Origin of the sequence: Bacillus cereus group sp. BfR-BA-01523 (genome assembly GCF_022662615.1) — a bacterium.
Taxonomy (GTDB): domain Bacteria; phylum Bacillota; class Bacilli; order Bacillales; family Bacillaceae_G; genus Bacillus_A; species Bacillus_A mycoides.
The window spans coordinates 21970-42447 of the sequence record NZ_JAKUDX010000011.1; the positions used below are offsets into that span (position 1 = coordinate 21970).

Here is a 20478-nt window from a genome sequence, read left to right on the forward strand (position 1 = left end):
ATTGATATCAGCAAGCATAATTTGAGGAGAGTGGATAGTTTGTCAACACTTCGTGAAGAAGCACTTCACATGCATAAAGTGCATCAAGGAAAATTAGAAACTGTATCAAAAGTAAAAGTAGAAAATGCAAAAGATTTAAGTCTTGCATATTCTCCAGGGGTTGCAGAGCCTTGTAAAGAAATTTATGACGATAAAAGTAAGGTATATGAATATACAATGAAGGGAAATATGGTAGCAGTTGTGACAGATGGAACGGCTGTACTTGGTCTTGGTAACATTGGACCTGAAGCATCTCTTCCAGTAATGGAAGGTAAAGCTGTATTATTCAAGAGCTTTGCTGGTGTAGATGCATTCCCGATTGCCTTAAATACAAACGATGTAGATAAAATTGTTGAAACTGTAAAATTAATGGAGCCAACTTTTGGCGGTGTAAACTTAGAAGATATCGCAGCGCCAAACTGCTTCGTTATTGAAGAACGTTTGAAAAAAGAGACAAACATTCCAATATTCCATGATGATCAACACGGAACAGCTATCGTAACAGTAGCAGGCCTTGTGAACGCGCTGAAGTTAGTTGGAAAGAAAATGTCTGACATTAAAGTTGTCGCAAATGGTGCAGGTGCAGCAGGTATTGCAATCATTAAACTTTTATATCGCTATGGTGTACGTGACGTTATTATGTGTGACCGTAAAGGTGCAATCTATGAAGGTCGTCCTGTCGGTATGAATCCGGTGAAAGATGAAGTTGCAAAATATACAAATAAGAGTCGTATAGAAGGTTCTTTAGCTGACGTTTTACAAGGTGCGGACGTATTCATTGGTGTATCTGCAGCAGGTGCATTAACTGAAGAGATGGTTCGTACAATGAATGACGATGCAATTATTTTTGCAATGGCGAATCCGGTTCCAGAAATTATGCCAGAATTGGCAAAAGCAGCGGGCGCAGCTGTTGTTGGAACAGGTCGTTCTGACTTCCCGAACCAAGTAAATAATGTACTAGCGTTCCCAGGTATTTTCCGCGGTGCACTTGATGTACATGCGACACAAATTAATGAAGAAATGAAGATGGCAGCTGTACAGGCCATTGCAGAGCTTGTATCAGAGGATGAGTTGAATGCAGATCATATCATTCCAGCACCATTTGACGCGCGTGTAGCGCCTCAAGTAGCGGCTTACGTTGCGAAAGCAGCAATGGAGACAGGAGTAGCTCGCCGTCAAGTAGATCCAAATGAAGTCGCTGAGAAAACAAAACAATTAGCGCTGATTGGTAAAGAATAAGCGAGGAATTTCCATTGACATCATCAAATACAAAAGTATATCTCGAAATTGTAAAAAAAATCCGTTCCATTATGGAAGAGGATTGTTTAGTAGCAGGAGATCGTTTGCCATCTGAGCGTGAGTTAAGTTCACGCTTAAATGTTGGACGTTCCTCTGTAAGAGAAGCATTACGTGCGTTAGAGCTGGTAGGATTAATTGAAACGAGACGTGGTGAGGGAACGTTTATTCGAAACTTTTACGATAACGGTCTTGTACAATTAATTGCTCCGTTCTTGCTGCAAGATGAGAAAACAATTCGTGATTTATTACAAACAAAACGATTGCTTGAGAAAGATATGATTCGACTTGTATGTAATTTACCGAAAGAAACGTTTTCTGAAGTACTAAGTAAATTACACCAAGTACTTGAAGAAAACGAAAGCTCAATTCCGGTGCTTCATCAAACGTTCTTTAAAACACTTATTGAACAATTCGATAATTATTTACTCTATCGCATTTGGATGATCGTAAATGATTACGTTGCAACTCTTTCTTGTGAAGTTTCAGGAGATTCTATCGAAATGTATAGAAAGCTTTATGCTACTTTGGAAGCGAAACAAGAAAATGATGCGTTAAAAATTTACGATGAATTAGTAGAGAATATACAGTTTCACTCGTAATGTATAAAATTTGTCGAAATGACCATGACACGTTATGACAAACATTCTACCGCATAGCGGTTAAAGTTAAACGTAAAGAGAGAGGTTATTAGACAGATTGAGAAGATAAGGCTAACATCAAACATTGGTGTTAGCCCCATTTTCTTCTTACGCTAACCTTAGCTCTCAATGAAGGGGGTCAAATTGTGCTAAGAGATTTATTCGTGAAAAAGAAAAAGTACGCTGCAATACCTTCAGAACAAGTACGAAAAGATGTACCAGATGGCGTTATGACAAAATGTCCGAAATGTAAAAAAATCATGTATACGAAAGAGCTTCTTAAAAATTTAAAAGTATGCGTGAATTGTGGATATCATCATCCGATGAATGCATGGGAACGCCTTGATAGTATATTGGACGAAGGTTCATTTCGTGAGTATGACAAAGAGATGGTTTCACTAAATCCACTTGAGTTTCCGGGATATGAAGAGAAACTAGAAAACGATCGTAAGAAGACTAAATTGAATGAAGCGGTTGTAACTGGTGAAGGAACAATTGATGACATGCTTGTTGTTGTTGCAGTAATGGATTCTCGTTTTCGAATGGGCAGCATGGGCTCTGTTGTAGGAGAGAAAATTGCCCGTGCGGTTGAAAAGGCATACGACTTACAAGTTCCATTTATTATCTTTACTGCTTCGGGTGGTGCTCGTATGCAAGAAGGGATATTAAGTTTAATGCAAATGGCAAAAACAAGCGTAGCTTTGAAAAAGCATAGTAATGCAGGAGGGTTATTTATTTCTGTTATGACTCACCCAACGACGGGCGGGGTTTCAGCGAGTTTCGCTTCACTTGGTGATTACAATCTTGCAGAGCCAGGTGCACTTATCGGATTTGCTGGTAGACGCGTAATTGAACAAACAGTGCGTGAGAAACTACCGGAAGATTTCCAAACGGCAGAATTTTTACTAGAGCACGGTCAATTAGATGCGGTGGTGCATCGTGATGATATGAGAGAATCACTCCGTAAGATTTTAGAAGTTCATCAAGGGGGGGAAATGGCTGTATGGCAGAGCTAGAATTTGAAAAACCAGTTGTTGAGCTAAGAAATAAGATTCGTGAACTGAAAGACTATACGAAAAACAGCCAGATGGACTTCAGTGAGGAGATTCGTATTTTGGAAGACAAGCTAGAAAAACTAGAGGAAGATATATACGGCAATATGAAAGTATGGGACCGTGTTCAAATTGCTCGTCATGCAGAACGACCGACAACGCTCGATTATATTGAGCACTTATTTACTAATTTTTTTGAATGTCATGGAGATCGCCTATTTGGCGACGATGCAGCGATTGTCGGCGGCATTGCGAAATATAAGGGGATGCCCGTAACTGTAATTGGGCACCAACGCGGAAAAGATACGAAAGAAAATATTCGTCGTAATTTTGGGATGCCTCATCCAGAAGGATATCGAAAAGCACTGCGTCTAATGAAACAAGCGGAAAAGTTTAGTCGTCCCATTATTTGTTTCATCGATACGAAGGGAGCTTATCCTGGTAAAGCAGCTGAAGAACGTGGACAAAGTGAGGCAATTGCCCGTAATTTATTTGAAATGGCGGGTTTAACTGTACCTGTTATTTGTATCGTTATCGGTGAAGGTGGTAGCGGTGGTGCGTTAGGTCTTGGAGTAGGAGATTACATTCATATGCTGGAAAATTCCACTTATTCTGTTATTACACCAGAGGGTGCGGCGGCGATTCTTTGGAAAGATGCTGGTAAAGCAAAAGAAGCTGCAGAAGCGATGAAAATTACAGCATTAGATTTGAAAGAATTAGGTGTAATTGACGAAATTATTCCAGAGGCAAAAGGCGGAGCACATCGTAATGTTTTGAAACAATCAGAAAATATAGATTTAATGCTTAAGAAAACTTTTGAACAATTAAGCGGAATTTCGAAAGATGAATTAATCGAAAAACGTTATGAAAAATATATGAAAATTGGGCAAGTTTCGTTTTCAAACGCTTCCATTGGGATAAAATAAGAAAAGCGTGCGTTCCTCTTCGCGAATGCACGTTTTTATTATGAAAAGACACATCTTCTCCATTGTGTTTTTGTATTTTTTCGTGTTATTTTATTATAAGGCAAATAATCTTTATGAGGTGAGTACAAATGAAACGTATTGGTGTATTAACAAGTGGTGGAGATTCACCTGGTATGAATGCTGCCATTCGTGCAGTTGTTCGTAAAGCGATTTTCCATGATATTGAAGTATATGGTATTTACCATGGATACGCTGGTTTAATTTCTGGTCATATTGAAAAATTAGAACTTGGTTCTGTTGGCGATATTATCCACCGTGGTGGTACAAAATTATATACAGCAAGATGTCCTGAGTTTAAAGACCCAGAAGTACGACTAAAAGGAATCGAGCAATTAAAGAAACATGGTATTGAAGGACTTGTCGTTATTGGTGGAGATGGTTCGTACCAAGGCGCAAAAAAATTAACTGAGCAAGGATTCCCATGTGTAGGTGTACCAGGTACAATCGACAATGATATCCCTGGAACAGACTTCACAATTGGTTTTGATACAGCTTTAAATACTGTTATTGATGCAATTGATAAAATCCGTGATACAGCTACATCTCATGAACGTACATATGTTATCGAAGTAATGGGACGTCACGCTGGAGATATCGCATTATGGGCTGGTTTAGCTGATGGTGCAGAAACTATCTTAATTCCAGAAGAGAAGTATGACATGGATGATGTTATCGCTCGTCTAAAACGCGGTAGTGAACGTGGTAAAAAGCACAGTATTATCGTTGTAGCTGAAGGTGTTGGAAGTGCAATTGACATCGGTAAGCACATTGAAGAAGCAACAAGCTTTGATACTCGTGTAACTGTATTAGGTCACGTACAACGTGGTGGATCACCAAGTGCACAAGACCGTGTATTAGCTAGTCGTCTTGGCGCAAGAGCAGTTGAATTATTAATTGCTGGTAATGGCGGACGTTGTGTTGGTATTCAAAATAATAAACTTGTTGATCATGACATTATCGAAGCGTTAGCTCAAAAGCATACAATCGATAAAGATATGTATCAATTATCTAAAGAATTATCTATCTAATTGGCTTAATGCCTTGTATTTGGGAACGGTTTCATAATTTTCGGAGGTGCAATATGCGTAAAACTAAAATTGTATGTACTATAGGTCCTGCTAGTGAAAGTATTGAGAAATTAGAGCAATTAATGGAAGCGGGTATGAACGTTGCTCGTTTAAACTTCTCTCATGGTAGCCATGAAGAGCATGGAGCTCGTATTAAAAATATTCGTGAAGCTTCAAAGAAAACTGGTAAAACAGTTGGTATCTTACTTGATACAAAAGGTCCAGAAATCCGTACACACGACTTCGTAGACGGACAAGCTGAGCTTGTAACAGGTGCAGAAGTAATTCTTTCTACTGAACAAGTATTAGGAACTGCAGAGAAGTTCTCTGTATCTTATGCTGGTCTTTATGATGATGTTGATCCAGGTTCTCGTATTCTAATCGATGACGGTCTTATCGAACTAGAAGTAATCGAGAAAGCTGACGGAAACATCCGTACAAAAGTATTAAACAGCGGAACTGTAAAAAATAAAAAAGGTGTTAACGTACCAAACGTAAGCATTAAGCTTCCTGGTATCACTGAAAAAGACGTGCAAGATATCGTTTTCGGTATCGAGCAAAAAGTTGATTTCATCGCAGCATCTTTCGTACGTAAAGCATCTGACGTATTAGAAATTCGTGAATTATTAGAAGGGCATAACGCTCAATACATCCAAATTATACCGAAAATCGAAAACCAAGAAGGTATCGACAACATCGATTCAATCTTAGAAGTTTCTGACGGTTTAATGGTTGCTCGTGGTGATATGGGTGTAGAAATTCCACCAGAAGAAGTACCATTAGTACAAAAACGTCTAATCAAAAAATGTAACGTATTAGGCAAACCAGTTATTACTGCAACACAAATGTTAGATTCTATGCAACGTAACCCACGTCCAACTCGTGCGGAAGCAAGTGACGTAGCAAACGCAATCTTCGATGGCACAGATGCAATCATGCTTTCTGGTGAAACTGCAGCGGGTCAATACCCAGTAGAATCAGTAACAATGATGGCGAACATTGCAGTACGTGTTGAAAAATCATTACAATACGAAGATATGTTCAAAAAACGTATTAAAGAGTTCACTCCAACAATTACAGATGCAATTAGCCAATCTGTTGCGCATACAGCACTTGCTCTTGATGTAGCTGCAATCGTAGCTCCAACAGAAAGTGGACATACTGCGAAAATGATCTCTAAATACCGTCCGAAATCTCCAATCGTAGCTGTAACATCTGACGAGCAAGTAGGACGTCGTCTTGCACTTGTTTGGGGTGTTCAAGCATTTATGTCTGAGAAACGTGCAGCTTCTACTGACGAAATGTTAGATACAGCAATTCAAACAGGTATGGATGCGGGTCTAATCGGACTTGGAGATACTGTAGTAATCACTGCTGGTGTTCCAGTTGCTGAAACTGGTACAACAAACTTAATGAAAATCCACGTTGTTGGTGAAAAAGTTGCTAAAGGGCAAGGGATCGGTCGTAAATCTGCAAAAGGTAAAGTAGTTGTAGCGAAAACAGCTGCTGAAGCTGTAGCGAACGTAAACAAAGGTGATATCCTTGTTACAACAAGCACAGATAAAGATATGATTCCTGCAATTGAAAAAGCTGCTGCTCTAGTTGTAGAAGAAGGCGGTCTAACAAGTCATGCAGCTGTTGTAGGTGTATCAATCGGTATTCCTGTTATCGTTGGTGTAAACGGCGTAACAACAACTTTAAAAAATGGCCAAGAAGTAACAGTTGATGCAGCACGCGGAATTGTTTATAATGGACATGCGGAAGTGCTATAAGAAGTAATACGGAGAGAAGGATCGGAGTCCTTCTCTTTTTTTTACACAAAAAAGGATAGAGATAGCTTTAAATACCTGAAATCGCTTTGAAAAACGTTTATTATAACGTTTAGTGGAAGAGGGTTATTTGTCCTTTATGAAGCTTGTATGGGCGTTTTAAGGGGCTTATAAGGGGTTTTGCAAGGGTGATACTTTCAAACCTTTTAAATGAAATGTGAAGGAGTGCGAGCTATGAAGTGGTTACTGTTCTTACTTATTTTAGTGCCGGCGATTGAGATTACGGTGTTAATAGGGTCGAGTCATGTAATAGGTTTATGGTCTACGTTCGCTATGATTGTATTTACGGGTATTGTGGGTGTATATTTGGCGAAACGACAAGGGTTTAAAGTACTTAGAGAGATTCAATTTAGGTTAAATAGAGGAGAAATGCCGGGTGATGCGGTTCTAGATGGTATTTTTATATTCGTAGGAGGTATTCTTTTAGTACTGCCTGGATATGTGACGGATATAATAGGTTTTATCTTTGTTGTTCCTATAACGAGGGCTTTATTGAAGCCGGCTGTTATGAAGTGGATTGATTGGAAATTTAGAAAGAGAACTACTATTATTGTTCAGAAATAACGCGTAGATTATAGCGATCTACGCGTTATTTTTTTATTTGCTATTTATAGTCAATTGTTAGCTTCCTGCTCGGGTTGGATTTTTGTTAGTTATTAAGCGATAGGATGCAGAGGGTTCTTGTGAATGAAAAGTGTTACATTAGGATGATGTTTTTTGCTTGTAATAAGATTCGACTAGTGAGCAGAAGTTAGACAGGAGAAGGAAAATTACTGATTAAAGGGTTCACCTGCCTTATTTTGTATATTTATTCATTTACATAAAAAGTAATAAATGTAAGTAATAATTATGAAATATATAGAATAAAAATGTGTTTTTCCCCTAAAATATGCGTTTTCATGCAAAAAAATAAGAGGATTATCCTTTTTTAGGAAATTCTCTTATAGATGTAGGTAGTACAAAAAAGTACAGTGAATAATCAGTGGGAATTTCCCACTGATTACAGTTGATTTTTTATTGTGTATGAATTAGGAAATATTATTTTGATGGTGAACCCTTAATGAATTTCCATAAGTCGTGGAATACATGAGCTTTGTGTAATGTATTAAGTAGTACTAATATGACTGGACCGATGATTAATCCTAAAAAACCAAAGAGCTTAAAGCCGACAAATAGAGCGATGAGTGTCGCTAATGGATCTAGTCCAATATTAGATGAAAGTACTTTTGGCTCCATGATTTGTCTTTGGACAATCACGACGATGTATAGGATGAGAAGACCGATGGCGAATGCAGTATCGCCTGTGAAAAATACGTATATAACCCAAGGAACGAAGACGGCTCCAGTTCCTAAATACGGGAGTAAATCTACAACCCCTGTAATAATCGCGATAGTAATTGCGTATGGCACGCGTAATATTAAAAGGCCGATTAGTACAATGATAGTTGTCATAGATACGAGTGTAAGTTGCGCTTTAACAAAACCAAACAAAGCTTTTCTTAAATCGACAAAAATAGTTTTTCCGTATCCATGCACACGATTAGGTAGAAGTTTTCTTACTTTATGAGCAAGACGGTGCCAATCGTAACTAATGAAGAAGGTGGCTAATAAGACGAAGACAAGGACAGTTAAAGTTGTTGGTAATGCACTAATGAAATTTGTTAACCCACTTATAATGGCGGTTAAAAGTTCTTTCATTTGTGTCGTTGCTTCGGTGCCTAAGTTTTGAATGTTTTGTGTAATAGTGTATCGCTGTGGTTCTCCGAGATGATTAAATTTAGAGATTAAATCATCATAGAGAGGCATAATATGGTTAAGTGCAAATTGTTGGGCGAATGCAACGATATCTGGAAACTTTACTGTAACAATTTGTAGTAAGTACGTTGTGGCAGATATTGCTTCAGTTACAAGGTATGTAACAAGTCCAACGATAGCTCCGAATACGAGAATTAAGCTAACGAGTACCGCTAATGCGCGAGGGAATTGTAGTTTTTTATTAAGGAAATTGACGACAGGATTAATCAAATAAGCGAATGCAAAAGCGATAATAAAAGGGTAGATAAGGCCTGACATGTACAGCAATGCATAGAACCCAACTACCGTTGCTACAATGACAAATATGAGTCGTAATATCATATATAGTAAGTTTCGGTTCAAAGATGTATACCTCCCATTCCAATTTGGATTATCCTAATTCGTTCAACTTATAACTAGTGAGATTCACTGATCAAAGTTTCACTTTATGTTATAGTGGAATGATGGATTTTTCCTGCTTTTTCAGTATATGAGTGACCGGAAAAGCTTGGTGTTGATGCTTCTACTATATGGTAAAAACTTCATTTTCTCTTCTTTTTATTTTACCTGTTTCTTAATAGAAAAGAAAGGAGAGACGACCGTTTTTAAAAATGTATACATGCTTAAATTTTTGATGGTTAGAGTTTCAGTTTGTCATTTTAAAATATGAAAAAAATGAAGTGGTTATTGTTGCATATACATCGATATAGCATGTATAACGATAGGTTTAAAGGTATTTTTGTTTGGAAGCGAGTTCATTATTTTCAGAAAGGAAGTGTAATCATGATTAGTCAGTCAACGTTATTTTTATTCATACTACTTATTATAGGACTAATTGCTAAAAACCAATCGCTTACTGTAGCTGTTGGAGTGTTATTTTTATTGAAGTTTACGTTTTTAGGAGATAAAGTCTTTCCTTATCTACAAACGAAAGGGATTAACCTTGGTGTAACAGTCATTACAATAGCGGTGCTCGTACCGATTGCGACAGGGGAAATAGGCTTTAAACAACTCGGAGAAGCAGCGAAATCGTATTATGCATGGATTGCTTTAGCCTCAGGTGTGGCGGTCGCTTTGTTAGCGAAAGGCGGCGTACAATTATTGACGACGGACCCACATATTACAACCGCACTTGTTTTTGGGACAATTATAGCTGTAGCTTTATTTAATGGAGTTGCTGTAGGTCCATTAATTGGGGCTGGAATTGCCTATGCAGTTATGAGTATTATACAGATGTTTAAATGAGGAATTTTATAGTAATATAAAATTTTTGAATTCTTTCTGTTCACAAAAGTCAGATAATTGTTTATAATAGGATTAGAAACTTTGAAAAGTTACATAACAGCAGAGAATTTACACCAGATAAAATAAAAACAACATAAAACAATTTTATAATGATATTGTTTTATGTTGTTTTTATCATAAACTCTTCGGAATTCATTTTCCTCACTAACTTGTTGTTCTGAGCGTGAGGATTCGGGGAGACATTCACGCTCATGCTTTCCATGTAAGCAATGGACAATAAGAGGGGAACATCGCAATAAATTTGCATGAACGTGCATTTTGCTTGCCTAAAGAGTGAACGAGCGTTCATAATTTATAAGGGGAGCAAATAGATATAAGGAGCAAGGTTGGGAGAATTTTCAGGAAAAGGAGAGAATGTCATGACTGTTATTCGAGGTTTAGAAGGGGTAGTAGCAACAACATCATCTGTGAGCTCTATTATTGATGATACATTAACTTATGTTGGGTATAATATTGATGATTTAGCTGAGAATGCTACGTTCGAAGAAGTAGTGTACTTATTATGGCACCGCAAGCTTCCTAACGAAAAAGAACTAGCGGAATTTAGTGGAACAGTATCTGAATACTATAAAGTACCAGGTGAGATTTTAACATATTTGAAACAAGTAGATTTAAAAATCGCGCACCCGATGTCGGTTTTACGAACTGCGATTTCCATGCTATCATTATATGATGAGAGCGCTGAAATAATGGATGGAAAGTCTAATTATTTGAAAGCGGTTAAATTACAGGCTCAAGTCGGAACTTTAATTGCGGCTTATGCAAGAATTCGCAAAGGTTTAGATGTTGTTGAGCCAAGAAAAGATCTATCATTAGCTGCAAACTTCTTGTACATGTTAAATGATCGTGAGCCAAATGAAGTTGAAATTGAGGCTTTTGATAAGGCACTTGTACTTCATGCCGATCATGAGTTAAACGCTTCTACATTTACTGCACGTGTTTGCGTAGCTACACTTTCAGATGTGTATTCTGGTATTACAGCAGCAATCGGTGCATTAAAAGGTCCTCTTCACGGCGGGGCAAATGAAAATGTAATGAAGATGTTAACTGAAATTGGCGAAGAAGAAAATGTAGAATCATATATTCATAATGCTCTTCAAAATAAAGTGAAAATTATGGGATTTGGTCATCGCGTATATGAGCATGGTGATCCACGCGCGAAACACTTACGCGAAATGTCTAAGAGATTATGCGTGCTTTTAGGAGAAGACAAATGGTATAATATGTCTATCAAAATTGAAGACATTGTAACAAAAGAAAAAGGTCTTCCACCAAATGTTGATTTCTATTCAGCTTCTGTATACCATTGTTTAGGAATTGACCATGACTTATTTACACCTATCTTTGCAATTAGCCGTATGTCAGGCTGGTTAGCTCATATTCTAGAACAATATGAAAACAACCGTTTAATCCGTCCGCGTGCTGATTATGATGGACCGACACATCAAGTGTACGTTCCGCTAGCGCAACGATAAGCGAAAAACACTATTTTGATAGTGAAAATACGCTTTCAAAAGTCTGATTTTTTTGGGAAGATGTAATGATTAGAATATTTAAATTTGACTAACGGTTTGAACTGAGGGGTTATTCCCTCAGTTTCATACATATGAAATTTCAAACATGGGGGTTATCACATTGACAACAGGTGAAAAAATTACTGTAACTAATGGTGTTATGAATGTACCAAACAATCCGATTATTCCATTTATCGAAGGAGATGGAATTGGTCCTGATATTTGGGCTGCAGCATCTCGCGTAATAGAAGCAGCAGTTGAAAAAGCTTATGATGGTGAGAAGAAAATCGTTTGGAAAGAAGTGCTTGCAGGGGAAAAAGCATTCAACCAAACAGGCGAGTGGTTACCAGAAGAGACTTTAAATTTAATTCGTGAATATTTAATCGCAATTAAAGGTCCACTTACAACTCCAGTTGGCGGTGGTATTCGTTCTCTAAACGTAGCGCTTCGTCAAGAATTAGATTTATATGTATGTCTACGTCCAGTTCGTTATTTTGAAGGTGTTCCTTCACCTGTAAAACGTCCGGAAGATACTGATATGGTTATTTTCCGTGAAAATACAGAAGACATTTACGCTGGAATTGAATATGCACAAGGTTCTCCAGAAGCAGAAAAAGTTCTTGCTTTCTTAAAAGAAGCAATGGGTGTTAATAAAATCCGCTTCCCAGAAACATCAGGGATTGGTATTAAACCAATTTCAGAGGAAGGCACAAAGCGTCTTGTTCGCGCTGCAATTCAATATGCAATTAACGAAAAACGCTCTTCTGTTACATTAGTTCATAAAGGAAACATTATGAAATTTACAGAAGGTGCTTTCAAAAACTGGGGTTACGAAGTAGCGGAACAAGAATTCGGCGACAAAGTATTTACTTGGGCTGAATATGATCGCATTGTTGAAAAAGATGGAAAAGATGCAGCGAATAAAGCGATGGCAGACGCAGAAGTGGCTGGGAAAATCATCGTAAAAGATTCTATTGCAGATATCTTCTTACAACAAATTTTAACTCGTCCACGTGAGTTTGATGTTGTTGCAACAATGAACTTAAACGGAGACTACATCTCTGATGCACTTGCTGCACAAGTAGGTGGAATTGGTATTGCACCTGGTGCAAACATTAACTATGTGACTGGACATGCTATCTTTGAAGCTACACATGGTACAGCTCCAAAATATGCAGGTTTAGATAAAGTAAACCCATCTTCAGTTCTTCTTTCTGGTGTATTATTATTAGAGCACTTAGGATGGAACGAAGCTGCGAATTTAGTAACTGATTCAGTTGAGAAAACAATTGAATCAAAAGTAGTAACTTATGATTTCGCACGCTTAATGGAAGGTGCAACAGAAGTGAAATGTTCTGAGTTCGCTAATGAACTTATTAAAAACATGGATGTAGCGATAATCAAAAACGCATAATTAAAGCGGGGGGTAAATTATGACAATCAAACGCAAGAAAGTTTCAGTCATCGGTGCAGGATTTACAGGAGCAACAACAGCATTCTTATTAGCACAAAAAGAACTTGCAGATGTTGTATTAGTGGACATTCCACAGCTGGAAAATCCAACAAAAGGGAAAGCGTTAGATATGTTAGAAGCGAGCCCAGTACAAGGTTTTGATGCTAACATTATTGGTACATCTGATTACGCAGATACTGCTGATTCTGACGTTGTCGTTATTACAGCAGGTATTGCACGTAAGCCTGGTATGAGCCGTGATGACTTAGTAGCAACAAACTCTAAAATTATGAAAAGTATTACGCGCGACATTGCAAAACATTCACCAAATGCGATTATTCTTGTATTAACAAATCCAGTTGATGCAATGACATATTCTGTATTTAAAGAAGCTGGATTCCCGAAAGAGCGTGTTATCGGTCAATCGGGCGTATTAGATACAGCTCGTTTCCGTACATTTATTTCACAAGAGTTAAACCTTTCTGTGAAAGACATTACAGGATTTGTTCTTGGTGGACATGGTGACGATATGGTACCTCTTGTACGCTATTCCTATGCAGGTGGCATTCCGTTAGAAACATTAATTCCAAAAGAGCGTTTAGAAGCAATCGTAGAACGTACACGTAAAGGTGGCGGTGAGATTGTAGGCTTATTAGGAAACGGTAGTGCATATTACGCACCAGCAGCTTCTTTAGTTGAAATGACAGAAGCGATCTTGAAAGATCAACGCCGTGTATTACCGGCTATTGCGTACCTTGAAGGTGAATATGGTTATAGTGACCTTTACTTAGGGGTACCAGTAATTCTAGGTGGTAACGGAATTGAAAAAATTATTGAATTAGAACTTCTTGCAGATGAGAAAGAAGCGTTAGATCGCTCTGTAGAATCTGTACGTAACGTTATGAAAGTTCTTGTTTAATAATTAAATATAAGTGGAAAAAGATTCGGGGCCCCGAATCTTTTTCTACTATATATTGAAATGTTTTTTTGAAATAATATGAAAACGCTATCATTTGGTGTGTCCTATAATGAAACTATAGACTTATACTATACATTGCCCTCATCACAGTAAATTTCGGATAAGGTATCGCTTTTAGTAGGATAATAAGGTGAAAAAATCGGAGGGGGTTGTAACATGTTAAAGAAAAAAGTTCAAATTGGTCGTAGAATGGATGAAATTACAGTAGGAGAGAAATTATCTATCACTGAAAAAATTGAGGATAAAGATTTGTTATTGTACTTAGGGTTAACGAATGATGCCAATCCATTATATATTCAGCATGATTACGCATCCCAAACTCCGTATGAAAAGCCGATTGTCCCAAGCATTATGCTAACGGGGCTGATTACAACGGCGGTTACGAAATATTTACCAGGTCCAGGTAGTCATATTACTAGGAAGGACCTTACGTTCGTGAAACATGTTCACCATTATGAAACGTTACAAATCCACTTTGAAGTTGTGGCTGTTTCAGAGGAGGAACATACAATTGATATGCTTGTATTTGCTCATGATGAAAAAGGAGAAACTGTTGTAAAAGGTTCATTAACAGTAACACCACCTTTTAAATCTGTTTCCATTATGGAAAAAGCATTAGATAATTTTTAAAAAATGAAAGTTAGAATGATATAAAAGTAGCGTTAGTCATATTCTTATTAAGGGTATGCTAGCGCTACTTTTTGTTTGGAAAGGGTGATATAACTGTGAAATGGGAGAGGGAAGACATTATTTTTGAAACGATAAGAGAAGCTGAAGTATGGGCCGATTCAATTGCGAATGAAATGTACGGGAAAGTATTTGATGGATATGAAACACCAGATTATAAAATAGCGTATGCTCTTTCGTTTTTCCTAGCGCAAAATCGAGAGTTTATAGTTCATACGGAAGAAGAATTTAAAAAAGATAGATTCATCTATAAAGTTTGGATAGCGACCGGATAGAGGGAATGAAGTTACGATTGCTTTTATTTTCCGAAACTCTAGTACAAACGAGCTCCATGAATAGACAATTATATTGAGGGAGACCTTGTTTTCTAGTATGATGAGAATAACGGGGAAAATACTAGGATGAAGAAGGTTTCAAGTCTATAACTTGGAGGAAAAGAATGAACAATCGTATTTTAGTAGTTGATGATGAGGAATTTATCTTAACTTTAATTGAATTTAATTTACAACAAGCTGGGTTTGAAGTTATTACAGCAATGGATGGAGAAATGGCGCTTCAAAAAGCGACTACAGAACGCCCAGATTTAATTATATTAGATTTAATGCTTCCAAAAATGGATGGTATGGAAGTTTGTAAAGAATTACGATTGCAGCGTATTATGACGCCGATTTTAATGTTAACAGCAAAAGATGATGAATTTGATAAGGTGCTAGGTCTTGAGCTTGGGGCTGATGATTATATGACGAAGCCATTTAGTCCAAGGGAAGTTGTTGCTCGTGTGAAGGCGATTTTGCGCCGTACGAAATTACAGCAGGAAGAACAAGTTTCAGAATCGCCAGATGAAGAGAGCATCAAAATTGCAGAGCTTAAAATTTTACCGGAGTTTTATGAAGCGTACTTCCAAGGAAGGAAACTGGAATTAACACCGAAAGAATTTGAGTTACTTGTTTATCTTGCGAAAAATAAAAGTCGTGTATTAACTCGTGACCAATTATTAAGTGCTGTATGGAATTATGATTTTGCCGGTGATACAAGAATTGTTGATGTCCATATTAGCCATTTGCGCGATAAAATTGAACAAAATACGAAAAAACCGACGTACATTAAAACGATACGTGGTTTAGGTTATAAATTAGAGGAGCCAAAAGTGGATGAATAAGTTTCGTTCCAGGCTTCTTTTTACATTTGTTTCTCTTATCGTTTTTATTTTAGTTGGACTAGGTGTATTATTAGAAACTGTATTTGAAAACTACTATATAGATCATGCTAAAGAGAGAATGATAAAAGAGACACACTATGTTGCGGTATTAGCAGAAGAGCAAGGGTTTGATGCTGTTTTAAAAAAGCCTTATGTATTTGAAAAGTTAGAAGAAAAAATACCAGCTTCTATTATATTTGTTGATGAAAAAAAGAAAGTTCAATATAGCGGAGGGCAACCATCTGCATTTAATCAAGAGATGATTAAAGAACTTTCTTCTGAAGCAGCAAAACAACGAAGTAAAGTGATTACGCAAGAAACAGATCAAAAGAATGAATTTTATCATGCGGTGTTCGTTCAAGATCTAGCAGGAAAACAAGGATATATTTTGGTGAAAAGTACAATTGAGCCACTGAAAGACGTACATCAAAAAACGTGGGGATTATTAATTATAGGATTTGTTATCGCTTGTCTCGTAGTCGTATTTTTAGGTATGAAAATTACGGGGCAATATATTAGGCCGATTGAATCAGTTACGAAAGTTGCCATTGAATTAGCGAAGGGAAATTATAAAGCACGCGCTTATGAAAGTCATTCGGATGAAACAGGGATGCTGAGTAAAGCGATTAATATTTTAGCTCGTAATTTACAAGAGATGACTCTTGAGCAGGAAATGCAACAGGATCGTCTGCATACGTTAATTGAAAATATGGGAAGCGGAATGATTTTAATTGATAGCCGCGGTTATATAAACCTTGTAAACCGTTCTTATAAGGAAACTTTCCACGTAACAGATGAAGAATATTTAGATCGCTTATATTATGAATCATTTCACCATACAGAAATTATTGAGCTTGTGGAAGAAATCTTTATGACAGAAGTGAAAGTGCGTAAACAAATGTTATTGCCGCTTGGAATTGAGCGAAAGCACTTTGAAGTATATGGAGCGCCGATTATCGGGACGAACCATGAATGGAAAGGTATTGTTCTTGTGTTCCATGACATAACAGAGTTAAAGAAATTAGAACAAATGAGAAAAGACTTTTTAGCGAATGTTTCTCATGAACTAAAGACGCCAATTACTTCTATTAAAGGTTTTTCAGAAACGCTCTTGGATGGGGCTATGGATAATAAAAAATTCTGCGAACATTTCTTACATATTATTTTAAAAGAAAGTGAACGCATGCAAGGATTAATTGAAGATTTATTAGACTTGTCAAAGATTGAGCAACAAGGGTTTAAACTAAATATGGGGACCGTTGATATGAAGGAACTTCTTGAAGATATTCATATGGTGCTTGATAATAAAGCGGGAGAAAAAGAAATCTCTTTACAAGTGAATGCATTGAAACGAGTTTCCGTTATTGGAGATCCAGGTCGCTTGAAACAAATCTTTATTAATTTAATTAATAACGCGATTGTATACACACCGGCTGGAGGCGTTGTTTCTGTTGAATTGGCAGAAGATAAATATAATGCTTATATAAAAGTATCTGATACTGGAATTGGTATTAGTAAAGATGAAATTCCGCGTATTTTTGAACGCTTTTACCGAGTGGATAAAGCAAGAAGTAGAAATACGGGTGGAACGGGTCTTGGTTTATCGATTGTAAAACATTTAGTTGAAGCGCATCAAGGTACGATTACGGTGGATAGTGAGGTTGGGGAAGGAACAACATTTACAGTTGTTTTACCAAAATCAGCTACTGAAAAATAGGATGAAGGATATTTACAATATATTAACAATGGCTTAATTAAATATTAATAAAGCTCTGTTAATATAATATATGAAAACCCCTTCATCCAAGGAGTAATTTTGGACGAGAGTAGTTATGCTATTCTCGTCACTTCCCTTTATGCCAATGTAAGTCTGTTTATATATGATAGAAAAAAACCGTTATTTTTCTTCTCTCTATTAGTCATGTTAATATAGAGAGAGGACAGGAACGGTTTTTTTCTGTGGAAAAAATCGTTTCAAATATGTATGGGGAGGTTTGTAGTTTGGAAAAAAAAGTCGTATTAGTAGATGGTAATAATATCGCGTATCGTGCTTTCTTTGCACTACCGCTTTTAAATAACGACAAAGGTATACATACGAACGCAATTTATGGTTTTACAATGATGTTAATGAGGATACTAGAGGAAGAAAAACCGACGCATATGCTTGTGGCGTTTGATGCGGGGAAAACAACATTCCGTCATAAAACGTATAGTGATTACAAGGGAGGGCGTCAAAAGACTCCACCTGAGTTATCAGAGCAATTCCCGTTTATTCGTGAGGTGCTTGATGCATTCAATGTACCGCGTTATGAGCTGGAAAATTATGAAGCGGATGACATTATGGGAACGTTAGCGAAAGAAGCGAGTGAGCAAGGGTTTCATGTTAAAGTTATTTCAGGAGATAAAGATTTACTGCAACTTGTTTCAGATAATACACTCGTATGTATTCCTCGCAAAGGTATTACGGAAGTAGATGAATATACGAAAGAAGCTTTATTTGAGAAATATAGCTTATCACCAAAGCAAATTATCGATATGAAAGGTTTAATGGGAGACCAATCGGATAACATTCCAGGTGTACCAGGTGTTGGTGAGAAGACAGCCATTAAATTATTAACGCAATTTGAAACGGTAGAAGCAGTATATGAAAACTTAGATCAAGTGAGTGGAAAGAAATTAAAAGAAAAGTTAGAAGCGAATAAAGAACAAGCTCTTATGAGTAAAGAACTTGCGACTATTATTACAGACGCACCGATTACTGTGCATGTAGATGATATGGAATATAAAGGGTATGAACCAAACGATTTGATTCCAATGTTCGAGAATTTAGGATTTACATCCCTTTTAAATAAGTTAGGTGTTACGCCGGAGGAAACGGCTCCAGCTGAATTAGATGATATTACATTTGATATTGTAGAAGAAGTTGCAGAAGAAATGCTTCAGCAAGATAGTGCGCTTATTGTTGAAGTGCAAGAAGATAATTATCATAAAGCCGATATTCAAGGTTTTGGTATTCAAAATGAAAATGGTTGTTACTTCATTCCGGCCGATGTTGCTCTTAAATCGGATGCTTTTAAAGAGTGGCTTGCAAATGGAGAAATGAGAAAACATACATTTGATGCGAAGCGTGCTATCGTTGCTCTCAAGTGGAAAGGTGTAGATATTCAAGGGATTGACTTTGATTTATTAATTGCCGCTTATTTACTTGATCCAGCCGATACAGATAAAGATTTCCGTACTGTAGCGAAAATGAAAGAAACGCATGCCGTAAAATCTGACGAAGAAGTTTACGGAAAAGGTGCGAAGCGTGCTGTTCCGGAGCTAGAGGTAGTAGCGGAGCATGTAGCTCGTAAAGTGCATGTATTATATGATGTAAAGCAAACGTTCTTAGAAGAATTAAAAAAGAACGAGCAATATGAATTATTTACGGAATTAGAATTACCACTTGCACGTGTATTAGCTGATATGGAAGTGAAAGGTGTAAAAGTTGATACGGAGCGTCTTCGTAATATGGGAGAAGAACTTGCAGGTAGATTAAAGGAAATGGAACAGGAAATTTATAAGCTTGCGGGAACAGAATTTAATATTAATTCACCGAAGCAACTTGGGGTTATTCTGTTTGAGAATTTAAACTTACCAGTTATTAAAAAGACGAAAACAGGTTATTCTACGTCGGCGGATGTATTAGATAAACTTATGGATCGTCATGAAATTATTCCAAATATTTTACATTACCGTCAATTAGGAAAGCTAAATTCAACTTACATTGAAGGTTTATTGAAAGTTGTACATGAAGATTCATCTAAAATCCATACTCGTTTTAATCAAGTGTTAACGCAAACAGGTCGATTAAGTTCAACAGATCCGAACTTACAAAATATCCCGATTCGCTTAGAAGAAGGAAGAAAGATTCGTCAGGCATTCGTTCCATCAGAAGAAGGATGGATCATGTACGCGGCTGATTATTCACAAATCGAACTTCGTGTGCTTGCTCACATTGCAAATGATCCAGGGTTAGTTGAAGCGTTCCAACATGACATGGATATTCATACGAAAACAGCTATGGATGTATTTGGTGTTGGGAAAGATGAAGTAACATCTAACATGAGACGACAAGCAAAAGCTGTTAACTTCGGAATTGTGTATGGTATTAGTGATTATGGTCTTTCGCAAAACTTAGGAATTACAAGAAAAGCAGCAGCGGAATTTATTGAAAAGTATTTAGAAAGTTTCCCTGGTGTACAAGAATACATGGATGAAATCGTAAAAGATGCGAAACAAAAAGGATATGTGGTTACATTATTAAATCGTCGCCGTTATATTCCGGAAATTACGAGTCGTAATTTCAATTTACGTAGCTTTGCTGAGCGTACAGCTATGAATACACCAATTCAAGGTAGTGCGGCTGATATTATTAAAAAAGCGATGATTATTATGGCAGATCGTCTAGAAGAAGAAGGATTACAAGCACGTCTTCTTCTGCAAGTACACGATGAATTGATATTTGAAGCACCAAAAGAAGAAATTGAAAAATTAGAGAAGCTTGTACCTGAAGTAATGGAGCATGCAATTGAACTAGCCGTTCCATTGAAAGTTGATTATTCTTACGGTCCAACTTGGTACGATGCGAAATAAGGA

At 37.1% G+C, this 20478-nt stretch carries 17 protein-coding genes; 16 read left to right on the top strand and 1 reads right to left on the bottom strand.

Annotated elements, in window-relative coordinates:
* Positions 1-69 precede the first annotated feature (69 nt).
* The 7 genes from ystJ to MR066_RS21755 all read left to right on the top strand — a co-directional run bounded on the left by ystJ (position 70) and on the right by MR066_RS21755 (position 7474).
* Positions 70-1278, top strand: a complete 1209-nt coding sequence (ystJ, locus tag MR066_RS21725; protein ID WP_161793975.1) for an NADP-dependent malic enzyme — start codon at positions 70-72, stop codon at positions 1276-1278.
* 14 nt (positions 1279-1292) lie between these two features.
* Positions 1293-1937: a FadR/GntR family transcriptional regulator gene (locus tag MR066_RS21730; protein WP_113734121.1), complete on the top strand. Its 645-nt coding sequence runs from the start codon at positions 1293-1295 to the stop codon at positions 1935-1937.
* A gap of 185 nt (positions 1938-2122) precedes the next feature.
* On the top strand, positions 2123-2992 hold the full coding sequence (accD, locus tag MR066_RS21735) for an acetyl-CoA carboxylase, carboxyltransferase subunit beta (protein ID WP_002015500.1): 870 nt from the start codon (positions 2123-2125) through the stop codon (positions 2990-2992).
* Positions 2980-3954 carry an acetyl-CoA carboxylase carboxyl transferase subunit alpha gene (gene accA / locus MR066_RS21740; protein ID WP_219303650.1) on the top strand — a complete coding sequence of 325 codons (975 nt, stop codon included), beginning with the start codon at positions 2980-2982 and terminating at the stop codon, positions 3952-3954. The genes accD and accA overlap by 13 nt, the downstream gene beginning before the upstream one ends.
* Before the next feature lie 128 nt (positions 3955-4082).
* On the top strand, positions 4083-5042 hold the full coding sequence (gene pfkA / locus MR066_RS21745) for a 6-phosphofructokinase (RefSeq protein ID WP_000821164.1): 960 nt from the start codon (positions 4083-4085) through the stop codon (positions 5040-5042).
* A gap of 53 nt (positions 5043-5095) precedes the next feature.
* Entirely contained in the window at positions 5096-6853 is a 1758-nt protein-coding gene (pyk, locus tag MR066_RS21750; RefSeq protein ID WP_002088940.1) for a pyruvate kinase, read from the top strand.
* Between the two features lie 231 nt (positions 6854-7084).
* Positions 7085-7474: an FxsA family protein gene (locus MR066_RS21755; protein WP_002088939.1), complete on the top strand. Its 390-nt coding sequence runs from the start codon at positions 7085-7087 to the stop codon at positions 7472-7474.
* Between the two features lie 474 nt (positions 7475-7948).
* Here the strand turns inward: MR066_RS21755 and ytvI are convergent, their stop codons facing one another.
* Positions 7949-9067 carry a sporulation integral membrane protein YtvI gene (gene ytvI / locus MR066_RS21760; protein ID WP_242248494.1) on the bottom strand — a complete coding sequence of 373 codons (1119 nt, stop codon included), beginning with the start codon at positions 9065-9067 and terminating at the stop codon, positions 7949-7951.
* Positions 9068-9487: 420 nt separating this feature from the next.
* Between ytvI and MR066_RS21765 the strand changes: the two genes are divergently transcribed.
* The 9 genes from MR066_RS21765 (at position 9488) to polA (ending at position 20475) form a co-directional block, all read left to right on the top strand.
* A complete protein-coding gene (locus MR066_RS21765; protein WP_002112200.1) occupies positions 9488-9949 on the top strand; it encodes a DUF441 domain-containing protein in 462 nt (153 codons plus the stop codon).
* A 386-nt stretch (positions 9950-10335) separates the two neighbouring features.
* Positions 10336-11484, top strand: coding sequence for a citrate synthase (citZ, locus tag MR066_RS21770; RefSeq protein ID WP_002015492.1), 1149 nt, complete (start codon positions 10336-10338; stop codon positions 11482-11484).
* Positions 11485-11644: 160 nt separating this feature from the next.
* Positions 11645-12937: an NADP-dependent isocitrate dehydrogenase gene (icd, locus tag MR066_RS21775; RefSeq protein WP_002088934.1), complete on the top strand. Its 1293-nt coding sequence runs from the start codon at positions 11645-11647 to the stop codon at positions 12935-12937.
* Between the two features lie 19 nt (positions 12938-12956).
* On the top strand, positions 12957-13895 hold the full coding sequence (gene mdh, locus MR066_RS21780) for a malate dehydrogenase (RefSeq protein ID WP_002034284.1): 939 nt from the start codon (positions 12957-12959) through the stop codon (positions 13893-13895).
* 216 nt (positions 13896-14111) lie between these two features.
* Positions 14112-14585 carry a MaoC/PaaZ C-terminal domain-containing protein gene (locus MR066_RS21785; RefSeq protein WP_002015489.1) on the top strand — a complete coding sequence of 158 codons (474 nt, stop codon included), beginning with the start codon at positions 14112-14114 and terminating at the stop codon, positions 14583-14585.
* A 95-nt stretch (positions 14586-14680) separates the two neighbouring features.
* Positions 14681-14917 (top strand): hypothetical protein, encoded by a 237-nt coding sequence (locus tag MR066_RS21790; protein WP_012261807.1) that lies wholly within the window; start codon positions 14681-14683, stop codon positions 14915-14917.
* Between the two features lie 164 nt (positions 14918-15081).
* On the top strand, positions 15082-15801 hold the full coding sequence (phoP, locus tag MR066_RS21795) for a two-component system response regulator PhoP (RefSeq protein ID WP_002015484.1): 720 nt from the start codon (positions 15082-15084) through the stop codon (positions 15799-15801).
* Complete coding sequence (gene phoR, locus MR066_RS21800) at positions 15794-17557, top strand: sensory box histidine kinase PhoR (protein WP_242248496.1); 1764 nt, start codon at positions 15794-15796, stop codon at positions 17555-17557. The genes phoP and phoR overlap by 8 nt, the downstream gene beginning before the upstream one ends.
* Positions 17558-17841: 284 nt before the next feature.
* On the top strand, positions 17842-20475 hold the full coding sequence (gene polA, locus MR066_RS21805) for a DNA polymerase I (RefSeq protein ID WP_242248497.1): 2634 nt from the start codon (positions 17842-17844) through the stop codon (positions 20473-20475).
* Positions 20476-20478: the final 3 nt, after the last annotated feature.